General features: G+C 60.6%; 16 protein-coding genes. 12 read left to right on the top strand and 4 right to left on the bottom strand.

Annotated features, from left to right (window positions below):
• Positions 1–3 precede the first annotated feature (3 nt).
• The 4 genes from ssuD to HQ912_RS26895 are packed head-to-tail and all read left to right on the top strand — an operon-like array spanning position 4 to position 2,986.
• Positions 4–1,152, top strand: coding sequence for an FMNH2-dependent alkanesulfonate monooxygenase (ssuD, locus tag HQ912_RS26910; protein WP_160893856.1), 1,149 nt, complete (start codon positions 4–6; stop codon positions 1,150–1,152).
• Between the two features lie 7 nt (positions 1,153–1,159).
• Complete coding sequence (gene ssuC, locus HQ912_RS26905; RefSeq protein ID WP_047226061.1) at positions 1,160–1,942, top strand: aliphatic sulfonate ABC transporter permease SsuC; 783 nt, start codon at positions 1,160–1,162, stop codon at positions 1,940–1,942.
• On the top strand, positions 1,939–2,745 hold the full coding sequence (gene ssuB / locus HQ912_RS26900; protein WP_107321383.1) for an aliphatic sulfonates ABC transporter ATP-binding protein: 807 nt from the start codon (positions 1,939–1,941) through the stop codon (positions 2,743–2,745). Before ssuC ends, ssuB begins: the two co-directional genes overlap by 4 nt.
• Before the next feature lie 25 nt (positions 2,746–2,770).
• Positions 2,771–2,986 (top strand): molybdopterin-binding protein, encoded by a 216-nt coding sequence (locus HQ912_RS26895; RefSeq protein ID WP_003177394.1) that lies wholly within the window; start codon positions 2,771–2,773, stop codon positions 2,984–2,986.
• 8 nt (positions 2,987–2,994) lie between these two features.
• Here the strand turns inward: HQ912_RS26895 and HQ912_RS26890 are convergent, their stop codons facing one another.
• Entirely contained in the window at positions 2,995–3,630 is a 636-nt protein-coding gene (locus HQ912_RS26890) for a TetR/AcrR family transcriptional regulator (RefSeq protein WP_107321384.1), read from the bottom strand.
• A 239-nt stretch (positions 3,631–3,869) separates the two neighbouring features.
• The gene (locus tag HQ912_RS26885; protein ID WP_047226058.1) at positions 3,870–5,246 is read right to left on the bottom strand and encodes a glutamine synthetase family protein; all 1,377 of its coding nucleotides are present in this window, start codon (positions 5,244–5,246) and stop codon (positions 3,870–3,872) included.
• Positions 5,247–5,524: 278 nt separating this feature from the next.
• Here HQ912_RS26885 and HQ912_RS26880 point away from each other — a divergent pair, with 278 nt between their 5' ends.
• The 8 genes from HQ912_RS26880 (at position 5,525) to HQ912_RS26845 (ending at position 14,714) form a co-directional block, all read left to right on the top strand.
• Positions 5,525–6,301 carry a gamma-glutamyl-gamma-aminobutyrate hydrolase family protein gene (locus HQ912_RS26880; protein ID WP_076383050.1) on the top strand — a complete coding sequence of 259 codons (777 nt, stop codon included), beginning with the start codon at positions 5,525–5,527 and terminating at the stop codon, positions 6,299–6,301.
• Positions 6,302–6,342: 41 nt separating this feature from the next.
• Positions 6,343–7,701, top strand: coding sequence for a glutamine synthetase family protein (locus HQ912_RS26875; RefSeq protein WP_047226056.1), 1,359 nt, complete (start codon positions 6,343–6,345; stop codon positions 7,699–7,701).
• Positions 7,702–7,761: 60 nt separating this feature from the next.
• Complete coding sequence (locus tag HQ912_RS26870) at positions 7,762–9,126, top strand: aspartate aminotransferase family protein (RefSeq protein WP_047226055.1); 1,365 nt, start codon at positions 7,762–7,764, stop codon at positions 9,124–9,126.
• A gap of 181 nt (positions 9,127–9,307) precedes the next feature.
• Positions 9,308–10,420, top strand: a complete 1,113-nt coding sequence (locus HQ912_RS26865) for a polyamine ABC transporter substrate-binding protein (RefSeq protein ID WP_076386499.1) — start codon at positions 9,308–9,310, stop codon at positions 10,418–10,420.
• Between the two features lie 214 nt (positions 10,421–10,634).
• Positions 10,635–11,702 carry a polyamine ABC transporter substrate-binding protein gene (locus HQ912_RS26860; protein ID WP_076386497.1) on the top strand — a complete coding sequence of 356 codons (1,068 nt, stop codon included), beginning with the start codon at positions 10,635–10,637 and terminating at the stop codon, positions 11,700–11,702.
• A 71-nt stretch (positions 11,703–11,773) separates the two neighbouring features.
• A complete protein-coding gene (locus HQ912_RS26855) occupies positions 11,774–12,916 on the top strand; it encodes an ABC transporter ATP-binding protein (protein WP_047226052.1) in 1,143 nt (380 codons plus the stop codon).
• Complete coding sequence (locus tag HQ912_RS26850) at positions 12,913–13,833, top strand: ABC transporter permease subunit (protein ID WP_047226051.1); 921 nt, start codon at positions 12,913–12,915, stop codon at positions 13,831–13,833. The genes HQ912_RS26855 and HQ912_RS26850 overlap by 4 nt, the downstream gene beginning before the upstream one ends.
• Positions 13,830–14,714, top strand: a complete 885-nt coding sequence (locus tag HQ912_RS26845) for an ABC transporter permease subunit (protein ID WP_047226050.1) — start codon at positions 13,830–13,832, stop codon at positions 14,712–14,714. Before HQ912_RS26850 ends, HQ912_RS26845 begins: the two co-directional genes overlap by 4 nt.
• Before the next feature lie 188 nt (positions 14,715–14,902).
• Here the strand turns inward: HQ912_RS26845 and HQ912_RS26840 are convergent, their stop codons facing one another.
• Both HQ912_RS26840 and HQ912_RS26835 read right to left on the bottom strand, forming a co-directional pair.
• Positions 14,903–15,244 carry a carboxymuconolactone decarboxylase family protein gene (locus HQ912_RS26840; protein WP_047226049.1) on the bottom strand — a complete coding sequence of 114 codons (342 nt, stop codon included), beginning with the start codon at positions 15,242–15,244 and terminating at the stop codon, positions 14,903–14,905.
• A 105-nt stretch (positions 15,245–15,349) separates the two neighbouring features.
• The gene (locus tag HQ912_RS26835) at positions 15,350–17,758 is read right to left on the bottom strand and encodes a penicillin acylase family protein (RefSeq protein ID WP_173407485.1); all 2,409 of its coding nucleotides are present in this window, start codon (positions 17,756–17,758) and stop codon (positions 15,350–15,352) included.
• Positions 17,759–17,842: the final 84 nt, after the last annotated feature.

Raw genomic sequence — 17,842 nt, 5'->3', positions numbered from 1 at the left:
TCCATGAGCCTCAATATTTTCTGGTTCCTGCCCACCCACGGCGATGGCCATTACCTTGGCACTGCTGAAGGCGCCCGCGCCGTCGATCACGGCTACCTGCAGCAGGTAGCCCAGGCGGCGGATCGACTGGGTTTCGGCGGTGTGCTGATTCCTACCGGGCGTTCCTGCGAGGACTCCTGGCTAGTGGCCGCTTCGTTGATTCCGGTGACCCAGCGCCTGAAGTTCCTCGTCGCCCTGCGCCCCGGGATCATTTCCCCGACGGTGGCGGCGCGCCAGGCCGCGACGCTCGACCGGTTGTCCGGTGGACGTGCGCTGTTCAACCTGGTGACCGGCGGCGACCCGGACGAACTGGCTGGCGACGGCCTGTTCCTGGACCACGAGCAACGCTACCAGGCGTCGGTGGAATTCACCCGCATCTGGCGCCGGGTGCTGGAAGGCGAAACCGTGGATTATGACGGTGAGCACATCAGTGTGAAGGGCGCCAAGCTGCTCTATCCGCCAATTCAGCAACCGCGTCCGCCGCTGTATTTCGGCGGCTCGTCGGAAGCTGCCCAGGATCTTGCGGCCGAACAGGTGGAAATGGTGCTGACCTGGGGTGAGCCGCCCGCAGCCGTCGCGCAAAAAATCGAACAAGTGCGGGCCAAGGCCGCGAAGCTTGGCCGTACCGTGCGCTTCGGCATCCGCCTGCATGTGATCGTGCGTGAAACCAACGCCGAAGCCTGGCGAGCGGCCGACCGGCTGATCTCCCACCTGGACGACGACACCATTGCCCGTGCGCAGGCCTCCCTGGCGCGTTTCGATTCGGTGGGCCAGCAACGTATGGCCGCGTTGCATGGCGGCCGACGCGACAAGTTGGAAGTCAGCCCCAACCTGTGGGCCGGTGTCGGCCTGGTGCGCGGCGGCGCCGGAACGGCGTTGGTGGGCGATGGCCCGACCGTGGCGGCCCGGGTCAAGGAGTACGCCGACCTTGGTATCGACACCTTTATCTTCTCCGGTTATCCACACCTGGAAGAGTCCTATCGCGTGGCGGAACTGCTGTTCCCACACCTGGACGTGGAGCGCCCGGAGTTGCCGAAGAGCCAGGGCTATGTGAGCCCGTTTGGTGAAATGGTCGCCAACGACATTCTTCCCAAAGCCGCGTCCCAGAGCTGAGGCGGCCATGAAGAAAATTATCCACAACCTGGCGCCCTGGGCGGTGCCGCTGCTGTTGCTGGCGGTGTGGCAACTGTCGGTATCGGCAGGCTGGTTGTCCACGCGGATCCTGCCGGCCCCCGTGGCCGTCATCGAAGCCGGGATCAACCTGGTGCGCAGCGGCGAAATCTGGACGCACTTGGCCATCAGCGGTTGGCGCGCAGCGGTGGGCTTCCTGATCGGCGGCGGCATTGGCCTGACCCTGGGTTTCATCACCGGTTTGTCGACATGGGGCGAGCGACTGTTGGACAGCTCGGTGCAGATGGTGCGTAACGTGCCGCACCTGGCGCTGATTCCGCTGGTGATCCTGTGGTTCGGCATCGATGAGTCAGCGAAAATTTTCCTGGTGGCGCTGGGCACGCTGTTCCCCATCTACCTCAACACCTACCACGGGATTCGTAACGTCGATCCGGCGCTGGTGGAAATGTCGCGCAGCTACGGCTTGTCCGGCTTCAGCCTGTTTCGCCAAGTGATCCTGCCCGGCGCCTTGCCTTCGATCCTGGTGGGCGTGCGCTTTGCGTTGGGCTTCATGTGGCTGACGCTGATCGTGGCGGAAACCATTTCAGCCAGTGCCGGCATCGGTTATCTGGCGATGAATGCCCGGGAATTCCTGCAGACCGACGTGGTGGTCCTGGCGATTCTTCTGTACGCCGTGCTCGGCAAACTGGCCGACCTTGCCGCCCGCGGGCTTGAGCGGGTCTGGCTGCGCTGGCACCCGGCGTATCAAGTGAGCAAGGGAGGTCCCGCATGACCGCCCAACAACCTCCACGCTTGCTGCGCGGTATCCCGCTGGCCGTGCGCAAATTGCAAAAAAACTTCGGTTCGCGCCAGGTTCTGCGTGACATTGACCTGCATATACCGGCCGGGCAGTTCGTGGCAGTGGTCGGGCGCAGCGGCTGCGGCAAAAGTACTTTGCTGCGCTTGCTGGCTGGCCTCGATCAACCCACTGACGGCCAATTACTGGCGGGTTCGGCACCGTTGAGTGCCGCACAACAGGACACGCGGTTGATGTTCCAGGAGGCGCGTTTGCTGCCCTGGAAAAAAATCATCGACAACGTTGGCCTCGGCCTAAAGGGCAACTGGCGCCCGCAGGCGTTGCAAGCACTGGAAGCCGTCGGTTTGGCCGACCGCGCTCATGAGTGGCCGGCGGCGCTGTCTGGCGGACAGAAACAACGGGTGGCCCTGGCCCGCGCGCTGATTCATCAGCCACGCCTGTTGCTGCTCGACGAACCCTTGGGGGCGCTGGACGCCCTGACCCGGATTGAGATGCAGCAATTGATCGAGCGCTTGTGGCAGCAACACGGCTTCACCGTGCTGCTAGTGACCCATGACGTCAGCGAGGCGGTGGCCATCGCCGACCGGGTGATCCTGATCGAGGACGGCCGGATCGGCCTCGACTTGGCCATCGACCTGCCACGCCCACGGGCTCGCGGCTCTCATCGGCTGGCGAGCCTGGAAACCGAAGTTCTCAACCGCGTGCTGTCCTTGCCCGGCCAACCGCCGGAGCCCGAACCGATTTCACCCTTGCCTACGCAACTGCGTTGGGCGCAATAACTTCATCCAGACAGGAATCGACACCATGACTATCAAAGCCATCAACGTACGCAACCAGTTCAAAGGCACCATCAAGGAAATCGTCGAGGGCGACGTGCTGTCGGAAATCGACGTCCAGACTGCCTCGGGTATTGTCACCTCGGTCATCACCACTCGTTCCGTCAAGGAGCTGGAGCTGGCGATCGGCAGCGAAGTGATCGCCTTCGTCAAATCCACGGAGGTGTCTATCGCCAAGTTGTGAGCGATGTTTCAGGGGGCATCACGCTTGGGCAAATACGGCGGCAGATACAACCCCAGGTAAGCATCGAACACCCGCATGCCTTCTTCGGCCATGCGCGGGGTGATCTGGCCGTGTTGCTGCACCGAGCGCGCGTAGACGCGGTCGCCCAGTTCCATGGCCAGGGCGAACACATCAACGTCATGGGGCAGTGCCGGCAGTTCGAAATGGCGAGCGAAGAGCTTGTGCAACAATTCGCCGAGTTCGAGATCGTGCTGACGGTCGGCCTGGATGACTTCAGTCAGGCCATGTTGGGCCAGGATCAGTTGGCGGGCGGCGGCGTCCTGGCTGTAGATGGTCAGCATGCGCTGCTCCACCTGCCGCGACAGGTCGTGCCAGTGGTTCAGTTGCGCATGATCGATCGGCACTTGCAGGCAGGCGCGAAAGGCCGCGTGGACGTCGGCGGTCAGCCCTTGCAGCAGGGCCGGGACGCTGGCGAAGAAGTGATACACCGAGGAGGGCGGGATCCCGGCGCGTTCGGCGACGCTGTAGATCGACAGGCTGGCCACGCCTTCGGCAGCGAGCAGCGTGCGGGCGGCATCGAGAATCGAGTCGATCCGGGCCTGGCTGCGGGCGCGAGGCTTGCGAGGGGTGGCGGTGCGCGTCATCGGTGTCTCCTGCGGGGCTGCCGGGCATTGTACGAGCCGGGTTCAGTGTTGTCTTCAAGGCCGTCATCGCGAGCAGGCTCGCTCCCACATTGGATCTTTGGTGGTCAGTTAATCATGCTCACCACAGTTCCCTGTGGGAGCGAGCCTGCTCGCGATCCGCCGAAGGCGGCCATCCACCCCAAGGCATAAAAAAACGCCGCAGCCTCGAAGGCCTGCGGCGTTTTTTTACTGCAACCCGCTTACACGGTATGCAGGTACCAGTTGTACTCAAGGTCGGAGATGGAGTGTTCGAACTCCTCCAGCTCGCTTTCCTTGCAGGCCACGAAGATATCGATGTATTTCGGATCGATGTACTTGGCCATGACTTCGCTGTCGTCCAGCTCGCGCAGGGCATCGCGCAGGTTGTTCGGCAGGCTTTGCTCGTTCTGCTCGTAGCTGTTGCCTTCCACCGGCGCACCGGGCTCGATCTTGTTGACCAGGCCATGGTGCACGCCAGCCAGTACGGCGGCCATCAGCAGATACGGGTTGGCGTCGGCGCCGGCCACGCGGTGTTCCAGACGCACCGCATCGGCGGAGCCGGTGGGTACGCGCAGGGCCACGGTGCGGTTGTCCAGGCCCCAGGTCGGCGAGTTCGGCACGTAGAACTGTGCGCCGAAACGACGGTAGGAGTTCACGTTCGGGCAGAGGAAAGCCATCTGCGCCGGCAGGGTCTCGAGCACACCGCCGATCGCGTGACGCAGTGCGGCGTTCTGCTCGGGATCCTCGCTGGCAAAAATATTCTTGCCATCTTTATCCAGGATCGAAATGTGGACGTGCAGGCCATTGCCCGCCTGGCCCGGATACGGCTTGGCCATGAAGGTAGTGTCCATTTCATGGTCGTAGGCGATGTTCTTGATCAGGCGCTTGAGCAGTACCGCGTAGTCGCAGGCCTTGATCGGGTCGGCCACGTGGTGCAGGTTCACTTCGAACTGCGCCGGGGCACTTTCCTTGACGATGGCATCGGCGGGAATGCCTTGCTCCTTGGCTCCCTCCAGAATGTCCTGGAGGCAATCGACGTATTCGTCGAGGTCGTCGATCAGGTAGACCTGTGTCGAGTGCGGGCGTTTGCCGGAGATCGGCGAGCGGGGCGGTTGTGGGCGTCCATTCACGTTCTCCTGGTCGATCAGGTAGAACTCCAGTTCGAATGCCGCGCAGATGGTCAGGCCCAGCTCATCGAACTTGGTCACGACCTGGCGCAGGACTTCGCGAGGGTCGGCGAAGAAAGGGTCACCTTCAAGTTCGTGCATGGTCATTAGCAGTTGCGCGGTAGGGCGCTTCTGCCAGGGCTCGTTGCACAGGGTGTCAGGGATTGGATAACAGATCCGGTCAGCGTCGCCGATGTCCAGGCCCAGGCCGGTGCTTTCCACCGTGGAGCCGTTGATATCCAGGGCAAATAAAGAGGCCGGCAGGTTGATGCCTTTCTCGTAAACCTTGTGGAGGCTGGTGCGTTCAATGCGCTTGCCGCGCACCACACCATTCATATCCGCAATCAGAAGGTCAACGTACAGAACCTCAGGATGTTCCTTAAGGAACGCGTTCGCTTCGTTAAGCTGAACGGCACGCGGGGGTACCGACATGATGCAACACCTTTGTTGTTAAAAATATCAATCATTGATCTCTTCTAAACCCAGTCAACCCGAACGGCATGCCGAAGTCAAGCTGGGCCTTTTTTGCTCTAAAAAAGCACCTGCGGGGCTTTTTTGAGGCAATTTGGGGCGTTTTTTTCCCTTTGGAGGAGATGGCGCCCGCAGGCTTGAGCGGGCCGTGTTGTATTTTTTACGGGGGTGTTGTGTAAAAAAATGAACAAGGCTAAGCTCGATTCAAACCCATAACAGCAATAATACCGGGGTGCTTCATGTCTCGCCTGCCGTTAATCGGCGTCACCACCTGCTCCAGGCAGATGGGTCTGCATGCGTATCACGTCAGTGGCGATAAATATTCCCGGGCTGTCGCGACAGCCGCCAAGGGCTTGCCAGTGCTGATTCCGTCCCTGGCGGATCTGTTCCCGCCGTCCGATATTCTGGACGCCCTGGACGGCATTCTTTTTACCGGCTCTCCTTCTAATGTAGAACCTTTTCACTATCAGGGCCCCGCCAGCGCGCCGGGCACTGCTCATGATCCTGCACGGGATGCCACCACCCTGCCGTTGATCCGCGCCGCTGTAGCGGCCGGCATCCCGGTGCTGGGTATCTGCCGTGGGTTCCAGGAGATGAACGTAGCCTTTGGCGGCAGCCTGCATCAGAAAGTTCATGAAGTCGGAACGTTCATCGATCATCGTGAAGACGACACTCAAGCGGTGGATGTCCAATACGGTCCTGCCCACGCTGTGCATATCCAGCCTGGCGGTATTCTGGCAGGGCTGGGGCTGCCGCTGGCGATTCAGGTCAATTCGATCCATAGCCAGGGTATCGAGCGTCTGGCACCTGGGTTGCAGGCCGAAGCGGTGGCGCCGGATGGCCTGATCGAGGCTGTTTCGGTGCCAGGAGGCAAGGCTTTTGCTTTAGGTGTGCAATGGCACCCTGAATGGGAGGTAAGCTCCAACCCGTACTACCTTGCGATTTTCCAGGCATTTGGCGATGCCTGCCGGGCAAGGGCAACACAACGCGACGCCGATGCGTCAAACAACGCCTGACTACTAAATAGCAGCCAGGAAACTCACGCCTAGAGGCATTTATGAGTAACAACCTCGACCAGCTCACCGATTGGTTGAAAGACCATAAGATCACAGAAGTCGAATGCATGATTGGCGACCTGACCGGCATCACCCGGGGCAAGATTTCGCCGACCAACAAGTTCATTGCCGAAAAAGGCATGCGCCTGCCCGAGAGCGTTCTGCTCCAGACCGTTACGGGCGACTATGTCGAAGACGACATCTATTACGAACTGCTCGACCCTGCCGACATCGACATGATGTGCCGCCCGGACGAAAACGCAGTGTTCCTTGTGCCCTGGGCCATCGAGCCCACCGCCCAGGTTATCCACGACTCCTACGACAAGCATGGCAATCCCATCGAACTGTCGCCGCGCAACGTGCTCAAGAAAGTGCTCAAGCTCTATGCCGACAAGGGCTGGCAGCCGATCGTCGCGCCGGAAATGGAGTTCTACCTGACCAAGCGCAGCGACGACCCGGACTTCCCGTTGCAGCCGCCCATTGGCCGCTCCGGTCGCCCGGAAACCGGCCGTCAGTCGTTCTCGATCGAAGCGGCCAACGAATTCGACCCGTTGTTCGAAGACGTCTACGACTGGTGCGAACTGCAGGAGCTGGACCTCGACACGCTGATCCATGAGGACGGCACGGCGCAGATGGAGATCAATTTCCGTCACGGCGACGCCTTGTCCCTGGCCGACCAGATCCTGGTGTTCAAGCGCACCATGCGCGAAGCGGCGCTCAAGCACAACGTAGCCGCCACTTTCATGGCCAAGCCCATGACCGGCGAGCCCGGCAGTGCGATGCACCTGCACCAGAGCATCATCGACAAAGACACCGGCAAGAACGTCTTTTCCAATGAAGACGGGACCATGAGCACGCTGTTCCTGAATCACATTGGAGGTCTGCAGAAGTTCATCCCCGAGCTGCTGCCGCTGTTTGCCCCCAACGTGAACTCGTTCCGCCGCTTCCTGCCGGATACGTCGGCGCCGGTGAACGTGGAATGGGGTGAAGAGAACCGCACCGTGGGCCTGCGCGTGCCGGAAGCCGGGCCGCAGAACCGTCGGGTGGAAAACCGTTTGCCGGGCGCCGACGCCAACCCGTACCTGGCGATCGCCGCCAGCCTGTTGTGCGGCTACATCGGCATGGTCGAAGGCATCAACCCGAGCGCGCCGGTGGTGGGGCGAGGGTATGAACGTCGCAACCTGCGCCTGCCACTGACCATCGAAGATGCCCTCGAGCGCATGGAAAACAGCGCCACCATCGAGAAATACCTGGGCAAGAAATTCATCACAGGCTACGTCGCGGTCAAGCGGGCCGAGCATGAAAACTTCAAGCGCGTCATCAGTTCGTGGGAGCGGGAATTCCTGCTCTTTGCCGTCTGAAGCGCCGGACGGGACTGCTTCAGGCAGTTCCGTCCCCACCGATCTACAAGGAGAATTCGCATGACCGGCAACAATCCGCAAACCCGTAAATGGCAGGCCCTGAGCAACGATCACCACCTGGCGCCATTCAGCGACTTCAAGCAGCTCAAAGAGAAAGGCCCGCGCATCATCACCCACGCCAAGGGCGTTTACCTGTGGGACAGTGAAGGCAACAAGATCCTCGATGGCATGGCCGGCCTCTGGTGTGTGGCCGTCGGCTACGGCCGCGACGAACTGGCCGACGCCGCCAGCCAGCAGATGCGCGAGCTGCCGTACTACAACCTGTTCTTCCAGACCGCTCACCCGCCGGTGCTGGAATTGTCCAAAGCCATCGCCGACATCGCCCCTGAAGGCATGAACCACGTGTTCTTCACCGGCTCCGGCTCCGAAGGCAACGACACCATGCTGCGCATGGTCCGCCACTACTGGGCGATCAAGGGCCAGCCGAACAAAAAAGTCATCATCAGCCGCAAGAACGGCTATCACGGTTCGACCGTGGCCGGCGCGAGCCTGGGCGGCATGACGTACATGCACGAGCAGGGCGACCTGCCGATCCCCGGCATTGTCCACATCGCCCAACCCTACTGGTTCGGCGAGGGCGGCGACATGAGCCCGGAAGAGTTCGGCGTATGGGCGGCCAACCAGCTGGAAGAAAAGATCCTGGAAATCGGCGTGGACAACGTGGGTGCCTTCATCGCCGAGCCGATCCAGGGCGCGGGCGGAGTCATCGTGCCGCCGGACAGCTACTGGCCGCGCATGAAGGAAATCCTCGCCAAGTACGACATCCTGTTCGTGGCCGATGAAGTGATCTGTGGTTTCGGTCGCACCGGTGAGTGGTTCGGTACCGATCATTACGGGTTGAAACCCCACATGATGACCATCGCCAAGGGCCTGACCTCCGGTTACATCCCCATGGGCGGCCTGATCGTGCGTGACGATGTGGTGGCGGTGCTCAACGAAGGCGGCGACTTCAACCACGGGTTTACCTATTCCGGTCACCCGGTAGCCGCTGCGGTGGCCTTGGAAAACATCCGCATTCTGCGCGACGAAAAGATCGTCGAGCGTGTTCATGGCGAAACGGCACCCTATTTGCAACAGCGCCTGAGGGAACTGAACGATCATCCGCTGGTGGGTGAGGTACGCGGTGTCGGCTTGCTGGGGGCGATCGAACTGGTACAGGACAAGGCCACGCGCAAGCGCTACGAAGGCAGGGGTGTGGGCATGATCTGCCGGCAGTTCTGTTTTGATAATGGGCTGATCATGCGCGCCGTGGGTGACACCATGATCATTGCGCCGCCGCTGGTGATCAGCAAGGCCGAGATCGATGAACTGGTGACCAAGGCGCGGCACTGCCTGGACCTGACGCTCAGTGCGTTGCAAGGCTAAGTGCTAGGCTCTGAGCGAGGCGCCCGTACGGGCCTCGTCCGGCGTAAACAAAAGGCTGGGCTTTTGTTGAAAGGCTGGCCTGTAACTTGCCAGACTACCGGCTGTTCAAGTTGCCCGCGAGCCGGCTACTGAACGACGGCTAAGAAGAATAACTGGAGCATTTTTCATGAAGGCATTAGGCATGAAGACATTAGGTATGAAGATGGCTGGCAAGACCCTCCTCGCCATGTCCCTGACGGGCGTGATGGCGAGTGCTGTTCAGGCGGACGACAAAGTGCTGCACGTCTATAACTGGTCCGATTACATTGCACCGGACACGGTCGCCAAGTTCGAGAAAGAGACGGGGATCAAGGTCGTCTACGACGTGTTCGACAGCAACGAGACCCTGGAAGCCAAGTTGCTGGCGGGCAAGTCCGGCTATGACATCGTGGTGCCGTCGAACAACTTCCTGGCCAAGCAGATCAAGGCCGGTGTTTACCAGGAGCTGGACAAGTCCAAGCTGCCGGACTGGAAGAACCTGGACACCGACCTGCTCAAGGCCGTGGGCGATGCCAGCGACAAGGGCAACAAATATGCCTTCCCCTACATGTGGGGCTCCATCGGTATTGGCTACAACCCGGAGAAGGTCAAGGCCGCACTGGGTATCGACAAGATCGATTCGTGGGACGTGGTGTTCAAACCGGAAAACATGGCCAAGCTCAAGAGCTGCGGCGTGAGCTTCCTCGATGCACCGACCGAGATGATCCCGGCGGCACTGCATTACCTGGGCAAGCCGACCGACAGCAAGGACAAGGCTGACTTGAAGGCCGCTGAAGACCTGTTCCTGAAGATTCGTCCTTCGGTTGCCTATTTCCACTCCTCCAAATACATCTCGGACCTGGCCAACGGCAACATCTGCGTGGCTGTGGGTTACTCCGGTGACCTGGAGCAGTCCAAGGAGCGCGCCAAGGAAGCGGGAGACAAGGTCAAGCTCAGCTACGTCATTCCAAAAGAAGGCGCCGGCACTTTCTACGACATGGTCGCCATTCCCAAGGACGCCGAGAACGTCGAATCCGCCTACAAGTTCATGAACTTCCTGATGCAGCCGCAGATCATGGCTGAAATCACCAACGCCGTACGTTTCCCGAACGGCAACAAGGCGGCCACGCCACTGGTGGACAAGGACATCACCAGCGATCCGAGCATCTACCCGTCTGACGAAGTGAAGAAGCAGCTGTATGCAATCAGTGATCTGGATGCCGGCACGTTGCGTCTGATCACCCGCAGCTGGACCAAGATCAAGTCTGGCAAGTAAGCCGGTCTGAGGCATCTTCCTGTTGTCGCCGGCATCGCGGCGGCGGCAACGGGAATAATTAAATGACTAAAAGTTTTGCTGGATCGGTTTATCGAGGGTAAGTTGCGCGCCGGTTTTGTTGCAGGGCACATCGCTGCCAGGTAACGGGGGCAACTTGGGCCCAACTATTTAAGAGGACCTCCACGTGCCTGTTTTTTCTTTGTTACGCAATGCCATGCTGATCGGTGCCGGACTGACGCTTGCCGTCAGCGTCCAGGCTGCCTCCACCGTGCATATTTATAACTGGTCGGATTACATCGGCGAGACCACCCTGGCGGACTTTGAAAAGGCCACGGGGATCAAGCCGGTGTACGACGTCTTCGACTCCAACGAAACCCTGGAAGGCAAACTGCTGGCCGGTCGTACCGGCTACGACGTGGTCGTGCCGTCCAACCATTTTCTGGGCAAGCAGATCAAGGCCGGGGCGTTCCAGAAGCTCGACAAGTCGCAGTTGAGCAACTACGCCAACCTGGACCCGGTGCTGCTCAAGCGCCTGGAAAAGAATGATCCGGGCAATCAGTACGCCGTGCCTTATCTGTGGGGCACCAACGGCATCGGCTACAACGTCGAGAAGGTCAAGGCTGCGCTGGGCGTCGACAAGATCGACTCGTGGGCCATGCTGTTCGAACCGGAAAACATCAAGAAACTCTCCAGCTGTGGCGTTTCGTTCCTCGATTCGGGCGACGAGATGATCCCGGCGATGCTCAATTACCTGGGCCTGGACCCCAACAGCCAGAACCCTGAAGACTACAAGAAGGCCGAGGCTCAACTTCTTAAGATCCGGCCTTACGTCACCTACTTCAACTCTTCCAAATACATCTCCGATCTGGCCAATGGCGAGATCTGCGTGGCTGCCGGTTTCTCCGGTGACATCTTCCAGGCCCGCGAACGTGCTGAAGAAGCGAAAAAGGGCATCGAGATCGCTTATGTGATTCCCAAGGAAGGCGCCAACCTCTGGTTCGACATGCTGGCGATCCCGCGCGATTCCTCCAACGTCAAAGAAGCCCACGCCTTCATCAACTATTTACTCAAGCCTGAGGTGATCGCCCAAGTCAGTGACGCCGTCGGCTATGCGAACCCCAATCCCAAGGCCGGCGAGTTGATGGACCAGCAAGTGCGCACCGACGAAGCGGTTTACCCACCGCAAGCGGTCGTTGACAAGCTGTACGTCAACTCCGAGCTGCCGCCCAAGATCCAGCGCGTCATGACCCGCAGCTGGACCAGGGTCAAGTCAGGCAAATAGGGTCAAGCGCTTTAACTATTCCAAGGCTCGTCCGCGCAGGGCGAGCTGCAAATTTTGTGGGAGTTTCGTAAATGGCAGTTGCCTCCGGCGCCTATAAGAAAGCCCTCGAGGGCGACCAGACACCCAAGCAGGTGTTGGTCAAAATCGACCGGGTCACGAAAAAGTTCGACGAGACGATTGCCGTGGACGATGTGTCCCTGGAAATCAAGAAAGGCGAAATCTTCGCCCTGCTCGGCGGTTCGGGATCGGGCAAATCCACCTTGCTACGCATGTTGGCGGGTTTCGAACGGCCCACGGAGGGGCGCATTTTCCTCGACGGTGTAGACATCACCGACATGCCGCCCTATGAGCGGCCGATCAACATGATGTTCCAGTCCTACGCCCTGTTCCCCCACATGACCGTGGCGCAGAACATTGCTTTCGGCCTGCAGCAGGACAAAATCCCGAAAGCCGAGATCGACGCCCGCGTGGCCGAAATGCTCAAGCTGGTGCAGATGAGCCAGTACGCCAAGCGCAAGCCGCATCAGCTCTCCGGCGGCCAGCGTCAACGTGTGGCCCTGGCCCGTTCCCTGGCCAAACGGCCCAAGCTGTTGCTGCTCGACGAACCGATGGGTGCCTTGGACAAGAAGCTGCGCTCGCAGATGCAGCTTGAGCTGGTCGAGATCATCGAGCGGGTCGGCGTAACCTGCGTCATGGTGACCCACGATCAGGAAGAGGCCATGACCATGGCCGAGCGCATCGCGATCATGCACCTGGGCTGGATCGCCCAGATCGGTAGCCCGATCGACATCTACGAAACCCCCACCAGCCGGCTGGTCTGCGAGTTCATCGGCAACGTCAACATCTTCGAGACCGAAGTGGTGGACGACGCCGAAGGCCACGCGGTGCTGACTTGCAAGGACCTGGACCGCAACATCTACGTGGGCCACGGCATCAGTACCTCGGTGCAGGACAAATCGGTCACCTACGCCATCCGCCCGGAAAAACTGCTGGTCACCGCCGAGCAGCCGGACTGCGAGCACAACTGGTCCAGCGGCAAGGTCCACGACATCGCCTACCTGGGCGGCCATTCGGTGTTCTACGTCGAATTGCCGAGCGGCAAACTGGTGCAGTCCTTTGTCGCCAACGCCGAGCGCCGGGGTCAGCGTCCGACCTGGGGCGACCAGGTATTCGTGTGGTGGGAAGACGACAGCGGCGTGGTGCTTCGCTCATGAACATGCGCAAATTCAAACGCCGACTCGACCGAATAACGCCCGGTGGCCGTCAACTGGTCATCGGGGTGCCCTTCATCTGGCTGTTCCTGTTCTTCATGCTGCCGTTCTTCATCGTCCTGAAGATCAGTTTTGCCGAAGCCGACGTGGCCATTCCGCCGTACACCGAGATCTACAGCTACATCGACCAGAAGCTGCAGGTGCTGCTCAACTTCAGTAACTATGTGCTGCTCAGCGAAGATGATCTGTACATCGCCGCCTACCTCGGCTCGCTGAAGATGGCCCTGATCAGCACCGTCTTGTGCCTGCTGATCGGCTACCCGATGGCCTACGCCATCGCCAAGGCCCGCCCGGACCTGCAAACGGTGCTCCTGCTGCTGATCATGATGCCGACCTGGACCGCGATCCTGATCCGCGTCTATGCGTGGATGGGTATCCTCAGCAACAACGGTCTGCTCAACGGCTTTTTGATGAGCATGGGCTGGATCAGCGAACCGCTGCAGATCCTCAACACCAATCTGGCGGTCTACATCGGCATCGTCTACTCGTACCTGCCGTTCATGATCCTGCCGCTCTACGCCAACCTGGTGAAGCACGACCCGAGCCTACTGGAGGCGGCGTCCGACCTGGGGTCGAGCACCTTCAACAGTTTCTGGAAAATCACCGTACCGTTGTCCAAGAACGGCATCATCGCCGGCTGCATGCTGGTGTTCATCCCGGTGGTGGGCGAGTTCGTGATCCCGGAACTGCTGGGTGGCCCGGAAACCCTGATGATCGGCAAAGTGCTGTGGCAGGAATTCTTCAACAACCGTGACTGGCCGGTGGCGTCCGCGCTGGCAGTGGTGATGCTGGCGATCCTGATCGTGCCCATCATCCTGTTCAACCGCAGTCAGGCCAAAGAAATGGAGGGCAAGGAATGAAGCGCTTCAGTTTTTCAAGCCTGATGCTGGTGCTGGGTCTGCTGTTCATCTATGCGCCAATGCTGATCCTGGTGATTTACTCCTTCAACGCTTCGAAACTGGTGACGGTGTGGGGCGGCTGGTCGATCAAGTGGTACGTCGGTCTGCTGGACAACAGCCAGTTGATGGGCTCGGTGGTGCGCTCGCTGGAAATCGCCTGCTATACGGCGATCGCCGCAGTGGCCCTGGGGACACTGGCGGCCTTCGTGTTGACCCGTATTACCCATTTCAAGGGTCGCACGCTGTTCGGCGGCCTGGTCACCGCACCATTGGTGATGCCGGAGGTGATCACCGGTCTGTCGCTGTTGCTGCTGTTCGTGGCGATGGCGCAGATGATCGGCTGGCCCCAGGAACGTGGCATCGTCACGATCTGGATCGCCCACACCACGTTCTGCTCGGCCTATGTGGCGGTGGTGGTCTCGGCACGCTTGCGTGAACTGGACCTGTCTATCGAAGAAGCGGCCATGGACCTGGGGGCGCGGCCGTGGAAGGTGTTCTTCCTGATCACCATCCCGATGATCGCGCCATCGCTGGCGGCGGGGGGCATGATGTCGTTCGCCTTGTCGCTGGACGATCTGGTGCTGGCGAGTTTCGTCTCCGGCCCGGGCTCGACAACGTTGCCGATGGAAGTGTTCTCGGCGGTACGCCTGGGGGTCAAACCGGAAATCAATGCCGTGGCGAGCCTGATCCTGCTGGCCGTATCGTTGGTGACTTTCCTGGTCTGGTACTTCAGCCACCGCGCCGAAGAAAACCGCAAGCGGGCGATCCAGCAAGCCATCGAAGAAAGCGCCGCCGACTCCTGGAAACAGCCAGACCCGCGCCGGGCAGCCGCGCCGGTCTGACCGGACGCTGAGTCACTGTGGGAGCAACTGTCTTGGATGGTTTATTTAGCCATCCTTTCCAGGGACAGCGAGGCTCCCACAGGTCTTTTTGTTGCCCACAAATCCGGGATCAGGCCCAAATCCAATGTGGAAGCGAGCCTGCTCGCGATAGCGGCGTAGCAGTCAATGAAGATCTCAGTGATCGCCTCTCACTTCTTCAACGCATCATGTGCTTCCAGCGCCCGCAGGGAGTAGATATACGCCGCGCCGGCATTCAGAGAAACCGCGGTGGCCAGGGTGGCGGCGATCTCTTCGCGGGTGGCGCCGGCCTTGATGGCCGCATCGGTATGCACGCCGATGCAGCCGTCGCAGCGGGTCGTGATCGCCACGGCGATGGAGATCAGCTCCCGGGTCTTGGCATCCAGCACGTTGTTATCGGCCGCGGCTTCATCCAGGGCCATGTAGGCCTTGACCATTTTCGGATTGCTTTTGCCCAGGGCGCCGAAGGCACTTTTGATGGTGGGCAGCAGTTCGGACCAGTTGATGAACATGGGGTTGACTCCATAAAGAGGGGGTAGTTGTTAAACCCTTCCAGTCTTGACCATAAATAGCGTCCAAGCCTGTTGATTGATGAAAAGCGTTACCCGTCATTGGGCTCAAGGCTTAGCCCCGACCGGCAGCAGCTTCAAGGTGCTGCGGGTATTGGCCATCACTTCTATTTCGGCCAGATGCGCCTGGTAGTACAGCCCTTCGATGTAAGCCTCGGCCTGATCCGCGTAATGCGCGTCGAACGGCACGCCGCTTTGGCCGACGGGGTTGACCGTGATGCTGTGGGCCGGATCGGCAAAGTCGATAATGCGTCGGGTGGACGGGCCATAGGTCACTGGCCAGGGCGCCGGACCGATTTTGGCCGAGAGGTTGTTGGGCACTTCATGGGTACCGGGAGCAGCAAAGGGGCCGACGTTGAAGATCCGATCCAGCGGCTTTTGCAGGCCCAGCGGATGACCGTGGGTGAGGGTGTGCGCCTTGCCCCATTGCCATTGGCTGGCATCGTCACCCAGGGTGGCCTTCAGGTGCGCCAGACTCTTGCCCCAGGCCCTCATCACCGTGTCGGCACGGGTCTCCTTGCCGGGGGTGGTGCGATCGTCCCACCAGGGCGAATCCTCTGATGCCGCCAGGCGTGGCAGCGCGGCGTCGATCACTCGGGTCGACAGCGCGGTTTCGAAGAGCCCGTCGCCCAATTCATCGTGCAGCGCGGCGTCGGCCAGGTTGAAGAGGAACTGGTTGAACAGCGTGGCGCTTATGGAGTCCAGCGGATAGTCGCCCTGCCATTGGGCCAGTTGTTCCACCCATTTGCGCTCCTGGGGGTCGCTGACCCCGTTACGCAGCGCCGGCAGCAAAGGCGCGAGCAAACGCGGGCCGTAGGCGGTGGTGGTGCCCAATTGCAGTTTGCGGGTGGTTTCGATGTCCCACTTGGCCTGCTTGTCGCCCAGTTGGAGGTTGAGTTTCTGGCCGCGATCGGCAAGGTTGTAGTAACCCGCAATCTCGATGCCGCTGGCCGATACCGGCTGGAAATTGGCCGACACGATGTAGCCTCGGGCCGGGTTCTCTTCCTGGGGGTTGCTGCTGAAAGGGTAGAAGCCTTCCTTCTGCGCCTCTGCGCTGCCGCCATCGAGCATGAAACCGGGCTTCACGCCGGCCGGCCGCTTGGGCAATTGCGCCGCGGCCCACCAGCCGATATCGCCCTTGGCGTTGGCCCACACCACATTCAGCCCTGGCGCGTGGATCTTGGCTGACGCGCTGCGAGCCTTGGTCAGGGTGTCGGCGCGATTGAGCTGGTAGAAGGCTTCGAGGATCGGGTTGCGGCTTTCCAGGAACCCCCACCACATGGCGATAGGTGTCTTGCCGGCGTTGGCGCCGAGGGCGTCGTTGACGATCGGGCCATGGGGCGACTGGCGCAGTTGCAGCGTCACCGGCGCCTGGCCCTTGACTGCGATCTGTTGTTCGCTGCGGGTCATGTCCACCCATTGGTCGCGATACCAGACCTGCTCGGGATTATCCGGGTTGACCCGTTCGACGATCAGGTCCAGGTCGTCGTTCTGGAACATCGTGACGCTCCAGCCGAAATCCTTGTTCATGCCCAGCGTCGCAAAGGGCATCAGCGCCTGGTAATGCCCGTAAAGCTCGAAACCCGGGGCCGACAGGTGCGCCTCGTACCACACCGAGGGCGCGGAAAAGCGGATATGCGGGTCGCCCGCCAGCAACGGTTTGCCGCTGTGGGTGCGGCTGCCGGAGACCGCCCAGGCGTTGCTGCCTTCGAACTGCGGCAGGCCGTTTTCGGCCAGGGCCTGTTCACTGAGACGGGCCAGGGTGTTGAGGTCTTTCCAGTCGGCGGCGGCCAGGGGCAGGCCGCTCTTGCGAGTCTCGGCCAGCACGCCCTTGGGCTGCCAGTCGAGGTCGAAAATGTTCAGGTAGTCGCTGCCAAGCTGATCGCGCACGTAAGTCAAAAGCGGCTCGGTGCGAAACGCGGCCGCAAAGCTGTAGGCCATGTAGCCGGCAATGCTCACGGTGTCCTCGGCGGTGAAAGGACGCTTGGGGATGCCCAGCACATCGAACTCCACCGGCCTGGTGTGGGTTTCCTGATAGCGGTTGATGCCATCCAGGTACGCCTGCATCGCGATCCAGGCCGGGGACTGTGGGTCCTGTTCCGTCAGATAGGTCGCGGCGCGTTCGCGAATGCGCAGGCTGCGCATCAGTTTGTCGGTGTCGAGCAGCTTCGGCCCGAGCACCTCGGCCAGTTCGCCACGGGCGAGGCGGCGCATGATCTCCATTTGAAACAGCCGGTCCTGGGCATGGACATAACCCAGGGCGCGGTACAGGTCGGTTTCGTTTTCAGCACGGATATGCGGCACGCCGCGTTCGTCGTAGCGCACGGTCACCGAGCCTTGCAGACCTTGCAGCTGCACCGTGCCCTGGCGGGTGGGCTGCTTGCTGTAGAGGTAGCCGCCCGCGACGATGATGGCGGTGACGACCAATGACAGGAAGGCGATGAGGCTGCGTTTCATGCTAAATCCTTATTGAGTGACAGCGGTCCCATGGTTTCGCTGTTTATTCCCATGTTTAACATGCCGCCGGGTGTCTGCGTATCC

Origin of the sequence: Pseudomonas sp. MPDS (genome assembly GCF_013283895.1) — a bacterium.
In the GTDB taxonomy this organism is placed as follows: Bacteria; Pseudomonadota; Gammaproteobacteria; order Pseudomonadales; family Pseudomonadaceae; genus Aquipseudomonas; species Aquipseudomonas rhizophila.
Note: the sequence above shows the minus strand (reverse complement) of the source record. Positions and strands in the feature narration are given on the sequence as shown.

Excerpts from the sequence above, each read along its gene's own strand:
- ssuD (WP_160893856.1), top strand. The coding sequence starts at position 4 with ATGAGCCTCAATATTTTCTGGTTCCTGCCCACCCACGGCGATGGCCAT.
- ssuC (WP_047226061.1), top strand. The coding sequence starts at position 1,160 with ATGAAGAAAATTATCCACAACCTGGCGCCCTGGGCGGTGCCGCTGCTG.
- ssuB (WP_107321383.1), top strand. The coding sequence starts at position 1,939 with ATGACCGCCCAACAACCTCCACGCTTGCTGCGCGGTATCCCGCTGGCC.
- HQ912_RS26895 (WP_003177394.1), top strand. The coding sequence starts at position 2,771 with ATGACTATCAAAGCCATCAACGTACGCAACCAGTTCAAAGGCACCATC.
- HQ912_RS26890 (WP_107321384.1), bottom strand. The coding sequence starts at position 3,630 with ATGACGCGCACCGCCACCCCTCGCAAGCCTCGCGCCCGCAGCCAGGCC.
- HQ912_RS26885 (WP_047226058.1), bottom strand. The coding sequence starts at position 5,246 with ATGTCGGTACCCCCGCGTGCCGTTCAGCTTAACGAAGCGAACGCGTTC.
- HQ912_RS26880 (WP_076383050.1), top strand. The coding sequence starts at position 5,525 with ATGTCTCGCCTGCCGTTAATCGGCGTCACCACCTGCTCCAGGCAGATG.
- HQ912_RS26875 (WP_047226056.1), top strand. The coding sequence starts at position 6,343 with ATGAGTAACAACCTCGACCAGCTCACCGATTGGTTGAAAGACCATAAG.
- HQ912_RS26870 (WP_047226055.1), top strand. The coding sequence starts at position 7,762 with ATGACCGGCAACAATCCGCAAACCCGTAAATGGCAGGCCCTGAGCAAC.
- HQ912_RS26865 (WP_076386499.1), top strand. The coding sequence starts at position 9,308 with ATGAAGACATTAGGTATGAAGATGGCTGGCAAGACCCTCCTCGCCATG.
- HQ912_RS26860 (WP_076386497.1), top strand. The coding sequence starts at position 10,635 with ATGCTGATCGGTGCCGGACTGACGCTTGCCGTCAGCGTCCAGGCTGCC.
- HQ912_RS26855 (WP_047226052.1), top strand. The coding sequence starts at position 11,774 with ATGGCAGTTGCCTCCGGCGCCTATAAGAAAGCCCTCGAGGGCGACCAG.
- HQ912_RS26850 (WP_047226051.1), top strand. The coding sequence starts at position 12,913 with ATGAACATGCGCAAATTCAAACGCCGACTCGACCGAATAACGCCCGGT.
- HQ912_RS26845 (WP_047226050.1), top strand. The coding sequence starts at position 13,830 with ATGAAGCGCTTCAGTTTTTCAAGCCTGATGCTGGTGCTGGGTCTGCTG.
- HQ912_RS26840 (WP_047226049.1), bottom strand. The coding sequence starts at position 15,244 with ATGTTCATCAACTGGTCCGAACTGCTGCCCACCATCAAAAGTGCCTTC.
- HQ912_RS26835 (WP_173407485.1), bottom strand. The coding sequence starts at position 17,758 with ATGAAACGCAGCCTCATCGCCTTCCTGTCATTGGTCGTCACCGCCATC.